18 protein-coding genes are annotated in these 20,010 nt (G+C 45.2%); 5 read left to right on the forward strand and 13 right to left on the reverse strand.

Annotation, left to right across the window (positions count from 1 at the left end; genetic code table 11):
- Positions 1 to 75 precede the first annotated feature (75 nt).
- From MKX68_RS26605 to MKX68_RS26615, 3 genes are all read left to right on the forward strand, one after another.
- Positions 76 to 687, forward strand: a complete 612-nt coding sequence (locus MKX68_RS26605) for a TetR/AcrR family transcriptional regulator (RefSeq protein WP_340914714.1) — start codon at positions 76 to 78, stop codon at positions 685 to 687.
- 27 nt (positions 688 to 714) lie between these two features.
- Positions 715 to 1,596 (forward strand): AraC family transcriptional regulator, encoded by an 882-nt coding sequence (locus tag MKX68_RS26610; protein ID WP_340914715.1) that lies wholly within the window; start codon positions 715 to 717, stop codon positions 1,594 to 1,596.
- Between the two features lie 108 nt (positions 1,597 to 1,704).
- Entirely contained in the window at positions 1,705 to 2,985 is a 1,281-nt protein-coding gene (locus tag MKX68_RS26615) for a glycoside hydrolase family 27 protein (RefSeq protein WP_340914716.1), read from the forward strand.
- A gap of 58 nt (positions 2,986 to 3,043) precedes the next feature.
- Here the strand turns inward: MKX68_RS26615 and MKX68_RS26620 are convergent, their stop codons facing one another.
- The 4 genes from MKX68_RS26620 to MKX68_RS26635 form a co-directional block, all read right to left on the reverse strand.
- On the reverse strand, positions 3,044 to 3,400 hold the full coding sequence (locus MKX68_RS26620; protein ID WP_340914717.1) for a hypothetical protein: 357 nt from the start codon (positions 3,398 to 3,400) through the stop codon (positions 3,044 to 3,046).
- 138 nt (positions 3,401 to 3,538) lie between these two features.
- A complete protein-coding gene (locus tag MKX68_RS26625) occupies positions 3,539 to 4,267 on the reverse strand; it encodes an amino acid ABC transporter ATP-binding protein (protein ID WP_307536600.1) in 729 nt (242 codons plus the stop codon).
- The gene (locus MKX68_RS26630) at positions 4,260 to 5,708 is read right to left on the reverse strand and encodes an amino acid ABC transporter substrate-binding protein/permease (RefSeq protein ID WP_340914718.1); all 1,449 of its coding nucleotides are present in this window, start codon (positions 5,706 to 5,708) and stop codon (positions 4,260 to 4,262) included. Before MKX68_RS26630 ends, MKX68_RS26625 begins: the two co-directional genes overlap by 8 nt.
- A 346-nt stretch (positions 5,709 to 6,054) precedes the next feature.
- Positions 6,055 to 8,160, reverse strand: a complete 2,106-nt coding sequence (locus MKX68_RS26635) for a serine hydrolase domain-containing protein (RefSeq protein WP_340914719.1) — start codon at positions 8,158 to 8,160, stop codon at positions 6,055 to 6,057.
- Between the two features lie 285 nt (positions 8,161 to 8,445).
- Here MKX68_RS26635 and pdxR point away from each other — a divergent pair, with 285 nt between their 5' ends.
- Both pdxR and MKX68_RS26645 read left to right on the forward strand, forming a co-directional pair.
- Positions 8,446 to 9,876 (forward strand): MocR-like pyridoxine biosynthesis transcription factor PdxR, encoded by a 1,431-nt coding sequence (gene pdxR, locus MKX68_RS26640; RefSeq protein WP_340914720.1) that lies wholly within the window; start codon positions 8,446 to 8,448, stop codon positions 9,874 to 9,876.
- 45 nt (positions 9,877 to 9,921) lie between these two features.
- Positions 9,922 to 10,542 carry an NAD(P)-dependent oxidoreductase gene (locus tag MKX68_RS26645; RefSeq protein WP_340914721.1) on the forward strand — a complete coding sequence of 207 codons (621 nt, stop codon included), beginning with the start codon at positions 9,922 to 9,924 and terminating at the stop codon, positions 10,540 to 10,542.
- Positions 10,543 to 10,679: 137 nt separating this feature from the next.
- Here the strand turns inward: MKX68_RS26645 and glyA are convergent, their stop codons facing one another.
- From glyA to MKX68_RS26690, 9 genes are all read right to left on the reverse strand, one after another.
- A complete protein-coding gene (gene glyA / locus MKX68_RS26650) occupies positions 10,680 to 11,924 on the reverse strand; it encodes a serine hydroxymethyltransferase (protein ID WP_340914723.1) in 1,245 nt (414 codons plus the stop codon).
- 25 nt (positions 11,925 to 11,949) lie between these two features.
- Positions 11,950 to 13,155: a benzoate/H(+) symporter BenE family transporter gene (locus MKX68_RS26655; protein WP_340914724.1), complete on the reverse strand. Its 1,206-nt coding sequence runs from the start codon at positions 13,153 to 13,155 to the stop codon at positions 11,950 to 11,952.
- A gap of 19 nt (positions 13,156 to 13,174) precedes the next feature.
- Positions 13,175 to 13,918: a YggS family pyridoxal phosphate-dependent enzyme gene (locus MKX68_RS26660; protein ID WP_340914725.1), complete on the reverse strand. Its 744-nt coding sequence runs from the start codon at positions 13,916 to 13,918 to the stop codon at positions 13,175 to 13,177.
- 326 nt (positions 13,919 to 14,244) lie between these two features.
- The gene (gene rbsB / locus MKX68_RS26665) at positions 14,245 to 15,177 is read right to left on the reverse strand and encodes a ribose ABC transporter substrate-binding protein RbsB (protein WP_340914726.1); all 933 of its coding nucleotides are present in this window, start codon (positions 15,175 to 15,177) and stop codon (positions 14,245 to 14,247) included.
- Between the two features lie 13 nt (positions 15,178 to 15,190).
- Positions 15,191 to 16,153, reverse strand: a complete 963-nt coding sequence (locus MKX68_RS26670; protein ID WP_371129067.1) for an ABC transporter permease subunit — start codon at positions 16,151 to 16,153, stop codon at positions 15,191 to 15,193.
- Positions 16,154 to 16,163: 10 nt separating this feature from the next.
- The gene (locus MKX68_RS26675; protein ID WP_340914727.1) at positions 16,164 to 17,645 is read right to left on the reverse strand and encodes a sugar ABC transporter ATP-binding protein; all 1,482 of its coding nucleotides are present in this window, start codon (positions 17,643 to 17,645) and stop codon (positions 16,164 to 16,166) included.
- 14 nt (positions 17,646 to 17,659) lie between these two features.
- Positions 17,660 to 18,061: a D-ribose pyranase gene (gene rbsD, locus MKX68_RS26680; RefSeq protein ID WP_340914728.1), complete on the reverse strand. Its 402-nt coding sequence runs from the start codon at positions 18,059 to 18,061 to the stop codon at positions 17,660 to 17,662.
- Entirely contained in the window at positions 18,061 to 18,939 is an 879-nt protein-coding gene (gene rbsK / locus MKX68_RS26685; protein ID WP_340914729.1) for a ribokinase, read from the reverse strand. The genes rbsD and rbsK overlap by 1 nt, the downstream gene beginning before the upstream one ends.
- On the reverse strand, positions 18,932 to 19,921 hold the full coding sequence (locus MKX68_RS26690; RefSeq protein WP_036670908.1) for a LacI family DNA-binding transcriptional regulator: 990 nt from the start codon (positions 19,919 to 19,921) through the stop codon (positions 18,932 to 18,934). Before MKX68_RS26690 ends, rbsK begins: the two co-directional genes overlap by 8 nt.
- Positions 19,922 to 20,010 lie beyond the last annotated feature (89 nt).

A 20,010-nucleotide genomic window follows, 5' to 3' on the forward strand; every position in this document is an offset into this window, starting at 1 on the left:
ACCGGTAAGTATAATTACAAGCTAGTTTTGCTTACTATCGTTATTTGTCATAAAATATTCATGGAGGGAAGTTCAATGACAGAAAAAACACACAAACGTTTGCCTGGAAGACCCAAACACGGCGACGACGATATCTCAATTCAACAAACGATTATTCATACAGCTTCAAAGCTATTCATGGAGTATGGCTACGAAACAGTAACACTTCAGCAAATTGGCAAAGCATGTAGCGTGTCAAAACCAACCATTTATTATCATTTCAACAGCAAACCAGAGCTGTTTAAGGTTGCCTTTACAACGATGCTTCAGAATGTGAGCCGGTTAACCTCGCATATGCTTGATCAAGCCGAAAATTTGGAGTCGGGACTTGTGCGATTGGCAGAGGCCAGACTGGGCAATCCACATGCGGAGATTGAAACCATGCTCAGAGAAGCTGAGCCTTTTCTTGAACCAGCTCAAATTCAGGATATACGCAACGCGGAGCATCAGATTCACGAAGTGTTAGCCTCCCATTTCCAACGGGCAATGGATGAAAACAGACTGCGGACGGATGATCCGTTTTTCCTGGCAGAGACCTTCTCGACATTGATGTTAATGGGGAATCGGGAAGATAACCTGCATAAATATGGTTCCAACTTTTCGCTTGGCAAGAAGCTAGTAGATATTTTCATTCGCGGAGCGCAGTAAAAATTCAGGGCAACAAGGAGAGCTGACATGAATATCCCTAGAGGAACCTATGGGTTTCGATTCGCCGAAGACAAGGAGCTCCAACTGTGTGTACTCTATGCGGCTGGAAGTGATTCAATAACTGATCCTTCTTATCATTGGGATGGACTCGAACGTTCGGACGGGCCTCTCCTGTTATTCCAATATACACTCTCGGGTGAAGGTGTATTTGAGTCGAATAATCGCATTCATCATGTTACCGCAGGACAAGCTTTTTTGGCCGAAATTCCAGGACCACATCGCTATTACTACCATTCAGCATCAAAAGAACCTTGGGAGTTTCTGTTCCTGTTGTTCAGGCCCACTCTTATTCTGCCCCACTGGCGAAAATTTCTTCGTGAAGCTGGAGAAGTTCCCTACCTTCCCGCTGATTGTACACCGATCCGACTGTTGCGGATGATCGTGACTGATGCGGCGGCAGGCAGAATCACTGATCCTCTGATCGCATCATCCAGCGTATATCAGTTCATGACAGAATTGACTCGATTACAGAAAACAACATTGCGCAACAGGGAGAATTGGTCTGAGAACATTCAAATAGCCGTTGAATACATAGAAAACAATTACTCCAAGATGATCAGTATCGATCACCTTGCGGAGCATGTTTCCCTTTCCAAATATCACTTTATACGTCGCTTTTCCGCAAGTACTGGCTTGACGCCAGGTACTTATCTGACCCGTGTACGTACCGAGAAAGCAATGGAACTGCTGCGCGGAACTACGCTTAGCATTGAAGTCATCGCCAAGCAAGTCGGGTATTCCAGCGGAAGTTATTTTATCAAAGCCTTTCGCAGCATAACCGGCGTTACGCCAGGTGAATTTCGTAGTGGCGGAGAAAGCCTTGTGTACCGTAAATTGTTCTTCGACTAAGCGCAATATTTTGCTATTCCACACTCAACATTACTGTAGATATTAATAAAATCCTTTATTATGATGAATTGAGCGAGAGCAATAATTAATCCATAAAGGAGCATTCCCATGAATCATACGCTTGCAGCATCAACTCCACCGCTTGGCTGGAACAGCTGGGATTGTTACGGCGCGGCCGTTACGGAAGACGAAATTCGTGGCAACGCCGAGTACATGGCAGAACATCTTAAAGACTTCGGCTGGAGCTATATTACGGTCGATATTCAATGGTACGAGCCTTTGGCCAATTCTTCGCAATATCGTCCGTTCGTCCCACTCATCATGGACGAATATTCGCGGCTTATGCCTGCCGAGAATCGGTTTCCCTCCGCTGCAGGTGGACAGGGATTCAAGCCATTAGCAGACTACGTCCATAGTCTTGGGCTACAATTTGGCATTCACATCATGCGCGGTATTCCACGTCAAGCTGCACATGCGGCTACTCCGATTCTGGGTACAACCGCCACTGCGCGCGATATTGCTCATCCGAACTCCATCTGTCCGTGGAATACGGATATGTATGGTGTTGATAGCTCAAAAGAAGGCGCACAAGCCTACTACGATTCGCTTTTTGAACTGTATGCACAATGGGGCGTTGACTTGGTGAAGGTGGACGATATTGCTGCTTCCAGGCTCTATGACACCCATCAGCCTGAGATCGAAATGATAGCCAAAGCGATTGAGCGCTCCGGTCGGCCCATGGTACTAAGCCTCTCTCCTGGCCCTGCCCCGGTGGAATACTCAGAATTCTTGGCTGATCATGCGAACATGTGGCGTGTCACGGACGATTTCTGGGACCTCTGGCCACTGTTATTGGATATGTTCGACCGCTGCCGGACGTGGCAGGGCGTTCCCCAAGCAGGCTGCTGGCCAGACTGTGATATGTTGCCTTTGGGTCATATCGGTATCCGTTCTGTTGACGGTGGTGGAGCAGATCGTTGGACTCGGTTCACGCCTGATGAGCAGTTGACGATGATGTCGCTGTGGAGTATCTTCCGTTCCCCACTCATTTTTGGTGGTGAACTGCGAGATAACGACGACTGGACACTATCTCTGTTGACCAATCGTGAGGTTCTGCGAATGCATCGCGAGAGTTATGGAGCCAAAGAAGCCTTACGTAAAGAAGATCTTATTGTGTGGACTGCCCAGCATGCGGATGGTTCCTCTTACGTCGCTGTGTTTAACATCGGTGAGAATGCTCTTCATGTGAATCTGTCCATTGATGAGGTCGGACTGTCCGGCATTACCAAAGGTACTGAATTGTGGAGCCGAGAAGCAGCTGAATTTACAGAGAACTCCTTAGTTACTACTGTACCTGCGCACGGCGTGCGTCTCTATCGGTTTTCCTAAGTTTGCAAAAGAAAAAGAGAGGTCTGTCGTTCATTAGACAGACCTCTCTCTCATTTCATCAGTATATATCCATGACTTGAACGGCCAGATGAAATGCTTTAATCCTTCTTTCCAGAAGAGTCTTTTGCGGGCTACCTTCCTTGGACTTGGCATACATGCTTTCAAGGGATGGAAACAATCCAATCAAGACAAGACGGGCTTGTGCTATATCTTCCTTGGTGTATGAATGAGCTTTTTGATTCCAGACATTTTCCAATAAAGCTGCGCCGATATGCAGAGCTTTGAGGCGTTTTTGTAATAAGGTAGTATTTGAACTTTTCTGAATCATGTTTTCTAGAGCATTTTCCGATTTGCGGATGGTTGATTGAAAGGCTTTGATAGATTCCAGTTGATCTTCTTGTGACACATTTTCCATGGAGTACAGACCTCGCTTTCTTCGCTTATTTGGTTGGTCTTTCAAGAAAGGAGCGATACCTATTAAATCACCTCATAAATATAACAAAAAAAGCCGCTTAAAATAGCGACTTTTAATGTGTTAATGCTTGATTCAGTTCTAGAGTACCTTCTCCAAAAAGCTGATCGTCCGTTCATTCTTCGGATTTCCAAATATCTCTTCCGGAGTGCCCTGCTCGACGATATAACCACCGTCCATGAAGATCACACGATCGGCTACTTCACGGGCAAAACCCATCTCATGGGTAACGATCATCATCGTCATGCCTTCGCTCGCGAGGTCTTTCATAACACCAAGCACTTCTCCTACCATCTCAGGGTCGAGCGCCGAAGTTGGTTCATCAAATAACATAACGTCCGGATTCATGGCAAGCGCACGAGCGATCGCTACACGTTGTTTTTGTCCACCTGACAGTTGTGTTGGGAAGCTATCTGCTTTATCAGACAGACCCACACGTTCAAGTAATTTGAGTGCTGTATCACGCGCCTGCTGTGCATTTAATATCCCGAGTTCTCTGGGCGCAAACATGATGTTTTTAAGTACACTAAAATGAGGGAACAAGTTAAAATGTTGAAATACCATGCCAATATTTTCACGAGCTTTGTTCAGGTTGGTTTTAGGGTCATTCAGATCCTGATCATCCACGATAACCCGGCCTGCCGTAATGGCATCTAATTGGTTGATGCAGCGCAAGAAGGTACTTTTTCCCGAACCGGAAGGCCCGATGACACAGACGACTTCTCCTTCGTTGACCGCCACATCAATTCCCTTGAGAACCTGATTCGTGCCGAAACTTTTCTTCAAACCTTCAACTTTTATTTTAGCCACGACGAACCTTCACCTCCAGATAATCAGCAACTTTGGTCAATGTGATGATGACAATCAGATACATAACCGCAACCGTTAACCAAATGTCAAAAGAGGAGAACGTTCTTGCAATAACAATTTTACCCGATTGTGTCAACTCTACGAGACCAATAACGGACAAGATTGACGTATCCTTCAACGTGATAACCATCTGGTTAATGAAGGACGGAATCATAACCCGCACTGCCTGCGGAATGACAATCTTTATCATCGCTTTGCGATAAGGAAGACCCAATGAACGGGCAGCTTCCATCTGACCACGATCAATCGATTGAATCCCGCCTCGGATAATCTCGGTTACGTACGCTCCTGCATTCAGACTAAGTGTCAGAATCGCTGCCAAGAACAATGGCATCGTGAAGCCCATCGCCTGTGGAATCCCGAAATAAATAAAGAATGCCAGGACAATCAGCGGAATGCCGCGGAAGATATCTACAAATACAGTGGCAACACCACGAAGGAATTTGTTCTGTCCCACCTTCATAAATCCGAAAATCAGACCGATGATAAACGCAAAGAACAGGGACACAATCGTGTATAAAAGTGTGTTTCCCAGACCTTTAAAAAGTGCAGGAAGAGATTTCTGGATTAGCTCCCAGCGACCTTGATTAGCAACAGTCGGAGCGTTCTCACCCAGATAAGTCTCGGTAATGCGTTTATACTCCCCGTTAGCTTTGATATTGGCGAGACCTGTATTAAACATCTCCAGAAGCTCCTGGTTTTTTCCCTTGCTTACTGCAAAACCGTAAGGAGCGCCATCTTCTTTTTTGGTAACAATTTTCAAACCGTTGTTCTGATTAACCCCATAGGCCAGTACAGGATAATCTTCAAAACATGCTACGGAATTACCGGTTTTTACATCTTCATACATTTGGTATGACTCATCAAACGGAACAATCGTAAATCCATACTCTGAAGCGATGGACTCTGCAAAACTAAACCCTTCTGTTCCGGTTTTCACGGCTACCTTCTGTCCACGAAGGTCTTCATAACTCTTAATTGTGTCATTGTTGGCACTAACACCCATAACGACACCTGATTCAAAATAAGTATCAGAAAAATCAAATTTTGCTTTTCGCTCATCCGTAATACTCATCCCTGCAATCACACCATCGACTTGATTCGCCTCAAGTGCCTGTACAGCTGCATTAAATCCCAGGGATTTGATTTGATACTTGAAATTTTGATCTTTGGCGATGGCATCCAGCAAATCCATATCGATACCAACAAAATCACCATTCTCATCTTCATATTCGAATGGAGCAAATGTGACATCAGTTCCGATAACATAGGTTTTACCGGAATCGGACGCTGCAGCAGCGTTCCCTACCCACCCTGTTAGACCGCTCACCAGGAGCAGCATCAGTGAAAGTATAAAAAATGAGATCTTCGTTGTTTTCATGTGTCCTCCCCGTCTCGGTGTTGTCCGAATAATTCATTATTTTCTTGGAATCGGTATTACGGTTATGCTTTTTGTCGATCTTCTGCCCATTTGATTGTTATTATTTACTGTATATTAACAATCAATGCTTTGCCTTTCCACTTGCAACATTTTCCTCCGTCATTTTTTTTCCAACCAGTAAAAGCCCTTTTAATACTTACCCTCCAGGTAAGCTTTGCGAAACCCAATATTACATCGTGAATCTGAAAAAAGGTACATTTACTTTAAAACGTATTATTTAAAATTTAAAACTCAAAAAAAAGCCGCGATTTCCGCGACTTTTTATTATACAGTTTTTTATCATCTATTAATTTGCTCTGGTTGTCAATACAATCTCGAACTTCGAACCAGCTTCACCCGCGAACACAATGGTTCCGTTCTCAGGCAATACAATTTCGTTTTGACCACTGACCACTGTATGATTCATGCCTACACCCGCTTGGTTGTATACAGCAAATGCGCTGTTTGCAGACATCTTGACCGTCATTTCTTTACCTCCAGCTGATGTTGGAATCGAGTACCATGTGGCATGACCATTCGCCTGAATCGTAGTCTTCGATTGTTTTCCCGCATAGATCGGTTTGATGATGTCTTGAGCAGCATAAACGTTGCCTCCAGCTGTAACATATTCCACGCCATTTTCCTCATAGAAATTAAACTCCATCGTGTCACGGCCCGCTAATCCAGGAATTTGCAATTGGTTCACGGCTTGGTTAGCTCCAACAATTTTATTGGTGTAGATATAACCAGGCAGCTCATTAAAAGTATGAATGGGAATCATCGGCATCGCTGCGTTGTACAGTGTTGATGTATATTTTTCATTGACCAACACGTAGGCTTTGCCTTCACGTTTCTGCCATGCGGCCTTTACTTCTGCAGACAATTCATTGGTTTCAAGCTTTTCTGCTTTATATTCCGAGGAAGCAACTTGCCCAAGCCCAGGAACGGACTGATACGAGCGAGACCACAAGTATGTGTTCCCATTGACTTCCTGAACGAACTTCAGCTTTTCCGTAGCCGCATCATTAACAAATGAGCCATCATTGGTGTACGTATAGGTCTGATCAGGACTGTTAGGAGAGGACAGATTAGATAGCGTTAATTGCCCATCATCTTTTACGTCCATCTTCATTAACATGTTTGCCCCACCCGCGTATATGCCAGTGTGCTGTGTAAGTTCCTTCGGCATGGTTGTTTTCACTGGTGCATCATAAGACTTCTCCGGCTTACGCTCTGGAATGATATTCTTCTCCTCAAGCGCGCCAAGCAACAGCTCAGTTGCCAGCAATTGATCCGTTGAGCTATGACCACCCGAAGAGGTTACCGCAGCAGCCATATTATACTCCGGAAGTACAATCAATGAGGAATGATAGGTTATTGTATTGCCGCCTTTGCTTACTGCCTGGATGCCGTAATCATTAAAAGGAAACAGGTTCACGCTGTCCCAGCCCAGGCCGTAACCAATAGAAGAATCGCCTTCTTCTGGCCACATGCCTCTCTTGTATTCTTCTTGCTCCATGGCCTCTACGGATTCCTCCGAAAGAACACCTTCAACCTCACTTGTAAAGATTTTCGAGAACTGAACCAGATCTTCAGCGGTGGAATAGATGCCTCCCGAGGCAATCATATTTGTAGTCTCTAATGGGAGTTGCTCCTCATGCGAAGGGGAATATGTTGCTGCCATCTGGCTAAAGTCCACAATATCCTGTGGTGTTTTGGTATTCTCCATACCAAGAGGTTCGGTTATGTACCGGTGCATGAAAGTTGTGAAGCTCATGCCGCTAACCCGCTCAACCAGAATTTCAGCTAATGTAAAACCGTCATTACTATACACCGAGTATGCGCCAGGATCGGCCTTCAAATGTTGCGTCGCCAATTGTTCCAGTAACGTATCATGTGCATAGGTATCATTATCTCCAAACAGTATTGAACTGTTACTTGACGTTCCGAGAAGTCCGGATGAATGATTCAGTAACATGCGTGGTGTAATCTGTTGGTAACGCTTGTCTTTCATTTTAAAGTCTGGAATATACTTCACGACAGGCTCATCAAGATCGATCTTGTCCTCGTCAACAAGCTTCATTACGGCGGTTGTGAGCATCATTTTGCTGGTTGAACCAATGCCATACATGGTATTTGAAGAAAGCGGGATGTTGTTTTTCAGATCATTTTTGCCTGCCTGACCGGAGATCACAATCTCGCCCTCATCCATCAGTGCGTACTGCACACTTGTCGTAGCGTATGATTCAGTGAGTACCTTTGCCTTCGCGCTTACTGCCTTTTTAGTTAGATCATACGTAGGGTTACTATCGTTACTGGTAGCGGGTGTGGCCATGGCCGACATTGGGGACATCATTGCAAACACCAAAGTTATGGCGGCGATAGACGTTCGTTTCTTTCGTGTCAATCTCATCTTCTCCTGTCTAGTCTATGGATTAGGAATCTCTGTGTTAGTACTCCAGTAGTGTAACCGAAGAAGATGAACTGTCTGTGGCTTGAATATGAATCGAGTATGAACCAAGCAGGACCAACCCAAATAGGTTGGACACACGGTAAAAATCGCTTTAGTCCAGCTTTGTTTTGTTTGCAAATTAAACTTTTGCTATAATGGTATATCAATCAATGGAGTGCCAATAACATGGCTAAGTACATAAATAAATGCAATCCATAATGCAGTATGAGTAATGGAGTTGAAGCAATGCTAAAAGTTAATCGGAATGACCATCGCCCGATCTGGCAGCAACTTCTGGATCAAGCGATTCATAATATCACAACCGGGAAATGGCAACCAGGCGAATTGCTGCTTCCATCACGTGAACTTGCTCAATTAATTGGTGTTTCACGGTCAACCATACAGATTGTGTACGAAGAATTATTCAGCCGAGGGTATACGGTAACTTCCCGTCGGGCTGGGACAAGGGTTAGTGATTGGACATATGCACCTCGGTCAACAGAAGGCATCACGATGCAAGGGCCTATTCCTCCCGAACTGCCTACACTAAACGAATCGATTGGTCATCTGCATAGTTGGTTCGGCAATAGAGACAATCGCAAAATAGAAATTGATTTTAATCCCCACGAGCCTTATCTGGATGAAAGTTTCACAAAAGCCTGGAGGCAATCCTTTTTACAAGCTTCCACTGAACCTAATCTGGATCTTTGGGCTTATGGTGATGCCAGAGGGTTACTGGCGTTAAGAGAACAGATTCAGCGTTATTTGTCACTTGAACGAGGCATTCATATCGATGTTGATCAAATCTTGTTAACCTCAGGTGCACAACATAGTATTGATTTAATTGCCCAGGCACTCTTAAGTGAGGGAGACAGAGTTTCGGTAGAAGATCCCGGCTTCCCAGCCGCTTGGATGGCGATGAAATACCGCCGGATGCAAGTCGATCCCGTTCCAGTTGATGAGTATGGATTATGTGTAGATCATATTCACCCACAGACAAAACTCGTATTTGTCACACCTTCTCATCAATGCGCCGTTGGTGTTATTATGTCGGAGCCACGCAGGCAACAATTGATGCACTTGGCAGCTCATCATCGATATTGGATTGTTGAGGATGACTACGATAGCGAATTTAGGTACCGTGGAGATCCGCTTCCAACTATATTTAGTCAGCAGCCTCAGAATACGCTTTATATGATGAGTTTTTCCAAAATGGTTGCACCAGGCATTCGACTATCCGCTATCATTGGCCCCAAAATAGCTATCGATCGCCTTACTCAAGTTCATGAATTAACCTATCGTCATCTGCCGATTATGGAACAATTAACGCTAACTCATTTTATTGAACGTGGTCATTTCATGCGCCATATGAGAAGAGTTCGGAACATATATCGACGCAGACACGAAGTCATGACCAAAGCCATTGTTGCTTCTGGGCTAGGCTCACGATTTACATTAAGTGGTGTGGAAACAGGATTACATATGCTTCTAGAATCTGAAACGTCATTTGACGAAGAAGCGCTGACGAATACTGCCCTTGATCAAGGTGTGCGCGTGTATCCGCTTAGTAGATATTGCTTGGAGAGTCATCGAAAGGGATGGATATTAGGTTTTGCGAAAGTGGATGAGGATCAGATTGAGGAAGGCATACATCGACTTGCAAAGATTGTACTATGATGGAGAACATGCTCTCCAATCGGATTCGAAAGGATGTTTTTTGTGATGAAAATTTTAGTATTAGGAGCCACCGGACGGGTTGGGAGTCATTTCGTCTCTAATGCCCTACGTTCCAATCATCATGTAACTGCACTGGTTAGACGCCCGGAAAAGGTACAAATCAGCGATGACAATCTCGTTCTGCATCAAGGGAATGCTTTAGTCGAAGAAGATATTTATCAAGCCATACAGGGTGTGGATCTCGTTGTTAGTTCCTTAAGTACCGACGGAACGACTACATTATCACAATCCATGGGACATATTGTTAAGTCTATGGCTCAGGAGCGTATCAAAAGAATCATTACCATTGGTACAGCAGGAATATTGCAAAGTCGAACGGATCCTGGCTTGCTTCGTTTTCAATCGCCCGAGTCCAGACGCAAGTCCACGCGGGCAGCTGAAGAACATCTGGAGATGTACAACATTCTCAAAGCTTCTAAGTTAGAATGGACCATTGTGTGCCCTACCTACTTATATGATGGAGAATCTCTTGGTAAGTACCGTGTTGAGCGGGACTATTTGCCTGACGGCGGAACTTCTATATCTGTAATCGATACTGCGGAGTTTGCTTATCAGCAATTAATGTCTGATGAGTATGTACAGTCTCGTGTAGGTATAGCCTACTAGGGCGTGTCTTAAATCTCATTTACGGTATATTCTTCTGTTCAAAAAAGTAAGTTTCAATATAAGCAAGCAAAATAAGAGCCTGCAATTGTTATCCAGTGGTAACAATTGCAGGCTCTATCTGTGTCTGTTGTTAAACTCTATTTTAGGTCTTTATATAGAGGAAATTGCGAAGTAATTTCACGCACACTACCTAATATTTGATTTTTTACATCCGAGTTCTTTGGATTTTTAAAAGCAAGCCCTATCAGCTGAGCAATTTCTTTCATTTCCCTGGCTCCAAGTCCTCTGGACGTCATAGCCGGAGTTCCAAAACGAATACCGCTCGTAACTAAAGGACTTGCCGTATCGTGAGGGATTGCATTTTTATTCGCCGTAATCCCTACTTCATCCAGTAAAGCTTCGGCTTCTTTGCCTGTGAGGCCCATAGTTCGTAAGTCAACCAACACGATATGATTATCTGTTCCTCCCGACACAAGGGTGAGTCCTTCATTCATTAAAGTTTCTGCCAATACGTTGGCGTTACTCAGAACACCTTCAATATATGTTGTGAAATCGGATTGCAATGCCTCACCTAATGCCACCGCTTTTCCTGCAATGACATGCATGAATGGCCCGCCCTGAGTCCCCGGGAATACAGCTTTGTCGATCACCTTTGCCCACGACTCCCGGCACAAAATGGCTCCCCCTCGTGGTCCTCGTAAGGTCTTGTGTGTGGTGGTTGAAACAAAATGGGCATGTGGTACCGGGTTAGGATGCAAACCTGCCGCAACAATTCCTGCTATATGCGCCATATCTACAAAGAAAAGAGCTCCCACTTCGGCGGCAATCTGGGCAAATAATTCAAACTCAATGGTCCGCGGGTATGCACTTCCACCTGCAACAATCATGCGTGGACGATACTTATAAGCCAGTTTACGTACTTCGTCAAAGTCGATGCGGCCTGTTTGTGCATCGACACCATATGGAACGAAATTATAAAATCTCCCAGAAAAATTAACAGGACTCCCGTGTGTTAGATGGCCACCCTGGGATAAATTCATGCCAAGGATCGTGTCACCAATCTCAAGCGAGGCAAAATAGACAGCCATGTTGGCCTGAGAACCGGAGTGAGGTTGCACATTTGCATGTTCAGCTCCAAAAAGTTCTTTAAGGCGGCGGTTCGCTATCTCTTCGACTGTATCGACATGCTCACACCCGCCATAATATCTTCTGCCTGGATACCCTTCCGCATATTTATTGGTCAATACCGAACCTGTTGCTTCCATCACAGCTTGACTTACAAAATTCTCTGATGCAATCAGTTCTATCGTATCCCGCTGCCTTCCAAGCTCTTGCTGGACAGCCATTCCTATTACTTTATCTTGCTTCTCCAAATGTTTCATGAACATCTTCCTCTCAATATTACGGTTATTTATTCGTTCCAAACTGTTTTTTGGGAAATTTACTATTCATCAGTAGATGTGCCATCATTCCTGCAAACAGTCCCCAAAATGCACCACCCACACCAAGCAAAGTCACATTCGCTGCTGTCGCCAAAAACGTAATCAATGCAGTTTCACGTCCCTTAGGGTCCGTTAATGCATTGGCAAGACTGCCACCGATCGTTCCTAGTAAGGCCAATCCCGCTAATGTTGCAATAAAGGTAGCAGGAAGAATCAAAAATAGAGCAGCCAATGTTACGCCAAAAATGCCGACAAAAATATAAAAAACACCACAAGCAATACCTGCAATATAACGTTTGGTTGAATCCTCATGTGCATCCTTTCCTGTACAAATCGCTGCTGTAATAGCTGCCACATTAAAAGCATGTGATCCGAATGGGGCTGCAAGAAGCGAACCCAAACCTGTTACGGCCAGAATAGGATTGGCACTTGTCTTGAATCCATCATTACGCAGAACAAGCATTCCGGGCATATACTGCCCTGTCAAGGTAATAATGAACAGCGGTAGCGCAACGCCAAGTAAAGCATTTAACGAAAATGCTGGAACAACAAATACAGGCGATGCTACAGCCAATTGGATCGTACTGAAGTCTGTTTTTCCCATGCATATCAAATAAATCGAACCGATCGCCAATATGCCAACAATGGCGTAACGGGAAGTAAACCTTCTTAGCACGATATAGCCTGTAAACAGTACAATCACAAGCAAAGGATCTACCTTCGCCCCTCCAAAGGCCGATATTCCAAACTGTAGTAAAATACCAGCTAACAATCCGGAAGCGATGCCTGGGGGAATAAGTCGAACGAAACGTTCAAACATGCCTGACCAACCTAAAATAATAAATCCAACTGCTGAAATCATGTAAGCGCCAATTGCTTCTGGATAAGGGGTTACCGCTAATGCTGAAACGAGAAACGCCACACCCGGTGTAGACCAGGCTGTAATAATCGGCTCCTTATATCGATAACTGAGCCAAATCCCCGTTACTCCTACCCCAATCGAGATGGACCATATCCAGGAAGCGGTCATTTCCGGGCTTAAACCAGCCACTTTTGCAGCTTGAAAAACAAGGATAAACGTACCCCCGTAATTAACAATTACGGATATCAAAGCGGCGATTACCGGCGATATCAAATCACGGCCACGTAACGAAGGGGATGCTGTCTTCATATTTAACACTACCTCTCACTTAATCATCGATGCGTGTGTTTTCATTCCAGTAATTTTCGTCTGGTAAATACCGTGGTCCAAATACACTTGTCCCTACGCGTATCATTGTAGCTCCTTCTTCAATGGCGACTTGGAAGTCACCAGACATACCCATCGATAGAATATCCATTGCTACACGCGGGATGTTTTTCTCTTTAATTTGAGTGCGAATACGGTTTAACAAACGAAAACAATGCCTTGTTTCTTCGTTCGTTGCATTCAGTTTTCCAATGGTCATTAAGCCTTTCACATTCAACGTTTCGAACTGAGTTAACTGTTCTACAAGCTCGACGGCTGTTTCTGGAGACGCACCAAATTTACTTTCTTCGTAGGACGTATTAATTTGCACAAGAATGTCTAAGGTCTTATTCTCTTTGAGAAGCTGGTTATGTAACGCTTGACCCAGCTTCAAACGATCTACGGAATGGATGAGCGTAACATATTTAACAACGTCCTTTACTTTATTTGTTTGCAGATGCCCGATAAAATGCCATTCCACCTGCTTGCTTTGTTCCATGAGTGGGAATTTGTCTCGGAGTTCCTGAGCTTTGTTTTCTCCAAACAGGAGCTCACCTGCTTGGATAGCTATTTGTAATTTCTCTAGCGGTACCGTTTTGGTCGCGAGCAACAACTGGATGTCCTCTATGTTGCGACCTGAAGCCTGGCAGGCCAATGCCATTTGCTGTCTTACAGCTTGAAGATTTTCTTCTACTAGATGTTTCATGTCAGCCACCTTCTTTCTATTCCAAACAGGAATGAATCAATGAGATTAGCTCCTCCTTATGTATTGTGAAGACTGTGTGGAAACTCATGCTAGTATAGCAACGCATGGATTGGTTATACATATCCAAAAACGCTCCTTTTGAGCAGTCCAAAACGACAAAGTGGACATTAATTCAATTGGGGTTCCTTTAATATGCTTTTAAAAGTCAATGATCTGATTGATGTGATGCCCGCACGCTTCTTCTGAAATGAAAAAAGCCGCTAATTTAGCGGCTTGGTTTAGTCCTATGTTCATGTTCAAAACGAAGATACATGTTTTATGATGATTTACTCGTTCACATTTTCCTTGGTTACCAGCTTCAATTCAGCGGGAATGGATGACTCCACCTGCTTGCCACTGAGCACATCCAGAGCTGCTTGCAGCGCCAGTTGGCCAATCAGCACAGGCTGCTGAGCGACTGTTGCCGTCAATTTCCCATCCTTAATGGATTTGATTGCATCATCATTACCATCGAATCCGATGACCGGAATGTCTTTACCTGAGCTTTGAATCGCTTCAATCGCACCAAGTGCCATCTCATCATTATGGGCAAATACCGCCTGCACGTCAGGATTACCCTGAAGCAGATTCTCCATGACATTTAATCCTTTGGACCGATCGAAATCAGCAGATTGTTTGGAAACCACATCAAGTTGCTTGTCAGCCACTTCATGGAAACCTTTACCCCGTTCTCTTGTTGCGGAAGCGCCAGGTACACCCTCAAGTTCAATGACTTTTGCGCCCTCACCCAGTTGTTCCACAAAATATTCAGCTGCCATGCGTCCGCCTTTAACGTTATCAGATGCCACTAGTGCCGCCACTTCGCCTTTATCTGCGGAGCGATCCAGCGTGATTACAGGAATGCCCACACTATTAGCGGATTGAACTGCTGTGGAGATCGCTGCAGAGTCCGCAGGGTTAATCAGAAGTGCACTAACGCCTTGCTGAATGAGATCATCCACATCATTGGTTTGTTTGGCCGAATCGTTCTGTGCATCAACCACGATGACCTGTACTCCCTGTTTTTTGGCTTCAGCCATGACTCCATCCTTCAGTGATACAAAGAATGGATTGTTCAGTGTAGATATCGACAAACCTATTTTCTTTTGTCCGTTACTTTTGTTAGGGTCAGGTTTGGCCCATTCCGGTGGCTCCAGAGAGCACCCGGCCAGAACGATGATCATCAGCATACTTACGAGTGTTAAAGTCCACTTTTTCATATATATTCTCTCCTTATGCTGTTTTCTTGCGGTCCAGCAGGACGGCAATGGCAATGACGATACCTTTCACAACCATTTGGTAAAATGAGTTTACTTCAAGCAAGTTCAATCCATTATTCAACACGCCGATAATCAAAACACCGATCAGTGTACCGACGATGCGTCCACGTCCTCCAGCAAGACTTGTACCACCCAGTACAACCGCTGCGATTGCATCCAGCTCATAGGATGTACCTGCTGTTGGTTGCGCTGAATTCAAGCGTGATGTCAAAATTGCACCTGCCAAAGCAGCGAGCATACCTGTCAGGGAGTAGATCATAATCTTCACGCGATTAACTTTGATACCTGAGATAATAGAAGCTTTCTCATTACCGCCGATGGCGTACGTTTTGCGGCCAAAAGCTGTTTTATGCAAAACAATCCATAGAATCATGAAGGTAATCAGCATCGTGATTGCTGGCACCGGAATGCCCAGCAGGTAACCACGGCCGAACAGTTGGAACAACAGATTATCCCCGAGTCCTGTAATTGGATTACCATTCGTGTACACCAACGTCAGTCCTCTAAATATCGTCATCGTTGCCAATGTAGCGATAAACGGAGCCATTCTGCCTTTGGTAATCATCAGTCCGTTCACCATACCCATGACACCACCGAGTGCTACACCGATAATGATGGACAAGATCGGGTCCAGGCCGGACAACATCATGTTTGCTACAAAAGCACTGGATAAAGCCAAGATTGAGCCGACCGACAGATCAATTCCACCCGTCAGGATAACAAATGTCATACCGAAAGCAATCAGCGCATTAATCGAGACTTGACGCAATAAATTCAAGATATTAAGCGGTTCCAAGAAACTTGGATTCAACACCGATACGATGAGAATAAGAATGATTAAGCCGAGCAGCGGTCCTAATTTTTGTATCACACTTGAGAAACGGAAGCCGCTTTTAGCCGTTTTGTTTTCCTGCATTGTTGTCATATCACTGTCCCCCTGTGGCCAATGTCATAATGTGTTCTTGTGTGGCTACTTCCTTTGCAACCTCGCCACTGATGTGTCCTTCATGCACAACCGCGATTCGGTCGCTCATGCCAAGCACTTCAGGTAGCTCCGACGATACCATGATGATTGCAACACCGCGGTCTGTCAGTTCATTCATCAATTCATAGATTTCGCGCTTCGCTCCGACATCCACTCCGCGTGTGGGTTCATCCAGGATAAGTACGCTTGGACCGATACCAACCCATTTCGCGATAACCACCTTCTGCTGGTTACCCCCGGATAGATTCCTTGCTGCCGTCTCGGAGGATTGTGTTTTGATCTGTAGACGTTTGATCAATGTATCTACGAATTCTTGTTCTTTCGAAGCTGAAATGAAACCTTTGTTTGAGAAACTGAACAGATTTGTTAGCGCCATATTTTCGCGAATAGAAAAGTCTAATACCAGTCCCTCATCCTTGCGGTCTTCTGTAATAAACCCGATTCCATGTTTCACGGCATCTGCCGGTTTACGAATGTTTGCTTTTTTCCCGCGGATGAAGATTTCACCGCTATCCAACGTATCCAAGCCAAAGATGGTTCTCATGATTTCTGTTCGTCCAGAACCCATAAGTCCTGAGAAACCGAGGATTTCCCCCGCTCTTACAGTGAAGTTAATATTCTCGAACAACCCTTTGCTGCTTGCATTCCTTACTTCCAGAACAACTTCACCATAAGAAGGATTCCGGACAGGGTACCGCTCGGTAAGTTCACGACCTACCATTTTCCGAACCACTTCATCAAAACTTGTCTGTGGAATGGTCTGCGTGTCCACCGTTCTTCCGTCACGCATGATGGTAATCCGGTCACAGATCGTGAATATCTCCTCCATTCGGTGAGAAATATACACGATGGACACGCCTTCCTTCTTCAGCGAGCTGATTACACCAAACAGCTTCTGGATCTCGCGTTCCGTAAGTGCTGCTGTTGGCTCGTCCATAATGATGACCTTGGCATCTGTCATTAGCGCTTTGGCAATCTCGATCATCTGTTGCTGCCCGACAGAGCACTCTCCCGCAGGACGTTCCAGTGGTATGTCTACGGAAAGCTTGGCGAACTGCTCTTTAGCAAGCGCTTTCATCTGTCTTGTATTGAGCAATCCGAACGATGATGTCAGTTCCTTACCGATGAAGAGATTATCCAGCACCGTCATTTCAGGCCATACGTTCAGCTCCTGATGTATGAATGTGATACCCAATTTCTCTGCTTCCTTTGGACTTCCAAAATAGGTTTCTTCTCCGTCGATCATGATGGTCCCTTGGTCTCTCTGATGGAGACCAATCAGAATATTCATCAGTGTGGATTTGCCGGCTCCATTCTCCCCCATCAGGGCATGGACCTCACCGTCTTTTAGTTCAAAATCCACTCCGCTCAGCACCTGATTCGTTCCAAAGGCTTTATGAATATCTTGCATCTGAATGTGCATTACGCAACCTCCTTTTAACCGAAATGGACTCCCGATTGTAAAATGCAATTGGCATAGGGTGTGGCTTCACCTGTGCGGATGATCGCCTTCACCTGCCGGGTTAATACTTTGAATTGTTCGTGGCTGACGGAAGCATCGATTGCTTCTACCCCGAATTTCTCTGTGATGAATTGCATGGCTACGGGATTACCTTGGCTAATCTCTTCAGCCACAATAACTTTCTCAATGACCATATCTTCAGCGATCGCTTCCACCACTTCGCGAAAACTTGGTGTTCCCAGTTTGAGGGCCAGATCGATTTTGAGTACCCCATCCGGCACCGGCAGACCTGCATCCGCAATAGCAATCATGTCCGTATGGCCCAGATCAGACAGAATCTTGGAAATGTGACTATTCAACATGCCATTTCTTTTCATTACAAGCTCTCCTCTACTTCATTACGCGTTGGCATGCCGCCCTGCGCTCCGAACTTGGTGACGGACAACGATGCAGCCCGATTGGCGAAGCGTATACTCTCTTGCAACGCTTTTCCTTCAGCCAAAGCAACTGCAAATGCGGCGTTGAACGTATCCCCTGCCCCAGTAGTATCGATAGCCTCAACTTTATAAGTTGGGACTAGAATTTCCTCAGTGCCATCAAAGTAACGTACACCTTTACTGCCCTCCGTGATGAACAACTTGTTAGGATACTGACGTAATGCCTGTGCCGGACTCATACCCTGAAACAAAATCTCGGCTTCATGCTCGTTCGGCGTGATATATGCGGCATTGTCGATCACTTCTTGCGGTAATGTTCTCGCCGGTGCGGGATTAAGCAGTAGCGGTGTTCCGAATTCTGCACATAATGTACTTACATGAACAACCGTTTCCTCCGGAATTTCCTGCTGAATCAGCACGATATCTGCATCACGGATCACTTCAGCTGCTTCATCGACATATGCAGGAGTGACTTCCCGATTCGCCGCTTCAACCACTACGATACTATTATCACCTTCTGCCAGAATGATATGAGCCGTTCCACTTTCTAAATGTGTAACCGGTTTCACATTTTGCGTATTTACAGCATTTGCTCTGAAGTTCTCTAAAATATCTTTGCCAAAGGCATCGTCGCCTACCCGGCCGATCATCGCAACCTCGGCACCCAGTCGTGCAGCGGCAACAGCCTGATTGGCTCCCTTACCGCCAGGGACCGTTTTGAAGCTGTCGCCAAGAACGGTTTCACCCGCCCCCGGCCGTCTTGACGAAGTAACAACCAGATCCATTGAACTGCTTCCTATTACACATATTTTAGCCATCTGATTTCACCTTTCTCGTTGTGCCCCGTTCGATGAAACTTACGGGCAACTGTATGTTTTTGTTCTCTATTGCAGCTTGTTCGACAAGCTGGATAAGTAATCCCGCCGCTTCTCTTCCCATCTCGTATGCTGGCTGATGGATGGTGGACAATGCCGGCGATAACAGGCTGCTCATCGGAATATCATCGAAACCAATCACTTGTACGTCATCAGGAACTTTTTTTCCGATTCGTGATGCCTCATGCAGTACTGCCATGGCTGCGATGTCATTGCTGGCAATGACCCCGTCTGTGTCCGCGTACTTCCTGAATAATTCTTCAGCCCATACACCCGCCTCGTTAATTGAAAATGAGGTTGTCTTGATTACCCGGTAGTCTAACCCAGCATCACGGATGATTTCAATCGCTCCTTCAAAGCGATCCTGAGCCGGTCTGATCTGTGACGGTCCTTGCATAACCGTGATCCGGCGACTGCCGCGTTTGATAATCTCCCTTGCAGCTAGTCTTCCACCTTCTCTACCGTCCGCATACACGGATGGACGATCCAGTGATGTTCTGTCCAGAAACACAACGGGAATCTTCAGTTTTTCATATATTGAAGAATGAGGATAGTTCGTTGAAGAGATCACACCAACCACGTTGTTCTGGATAAACGTCTGGATGTAATCCTGCTCCTTCCGTTCATCCTCATCACTATTTCCAAATATCAGTCTGTAATCCTGTTCCTGCATCCGGTCCTCTACACCGCGGGCCAACTGCGGGAAGTAAGGGTTGGCAATATCCGGCAACAACAGGCCTATCAGTTTGGACTTGCGCTTATATAATGAGCGGGCCACTTCATTTGGCGAAAAGTTAAGCGCCTTCACAGCATCTTCCACTTTCTTGCGTGTGTCCGCATGAACATAACCTCTATCATTAATGACTCTGGATACGGTGGCAACAGATACGCCAGCCAGTTGAGCTACGTCTTTAATTGTTTTCATAAGTTGCTCTCCTCTATGTGTAACCGGTTACAGACATTAAATTATCATATTATTTTTGATTTGACAAGCGTTTTCATTCTGGAAATTTC

The sequence above is a fragment of the Paenibacillus sp. FSL M8-0212 genome, assembly GCF_038004645.1.
GTDB lineage: Bacteria > Bacillota > Bacilli > Paenibacillales > Paenibacillaceae > Paenibacillus.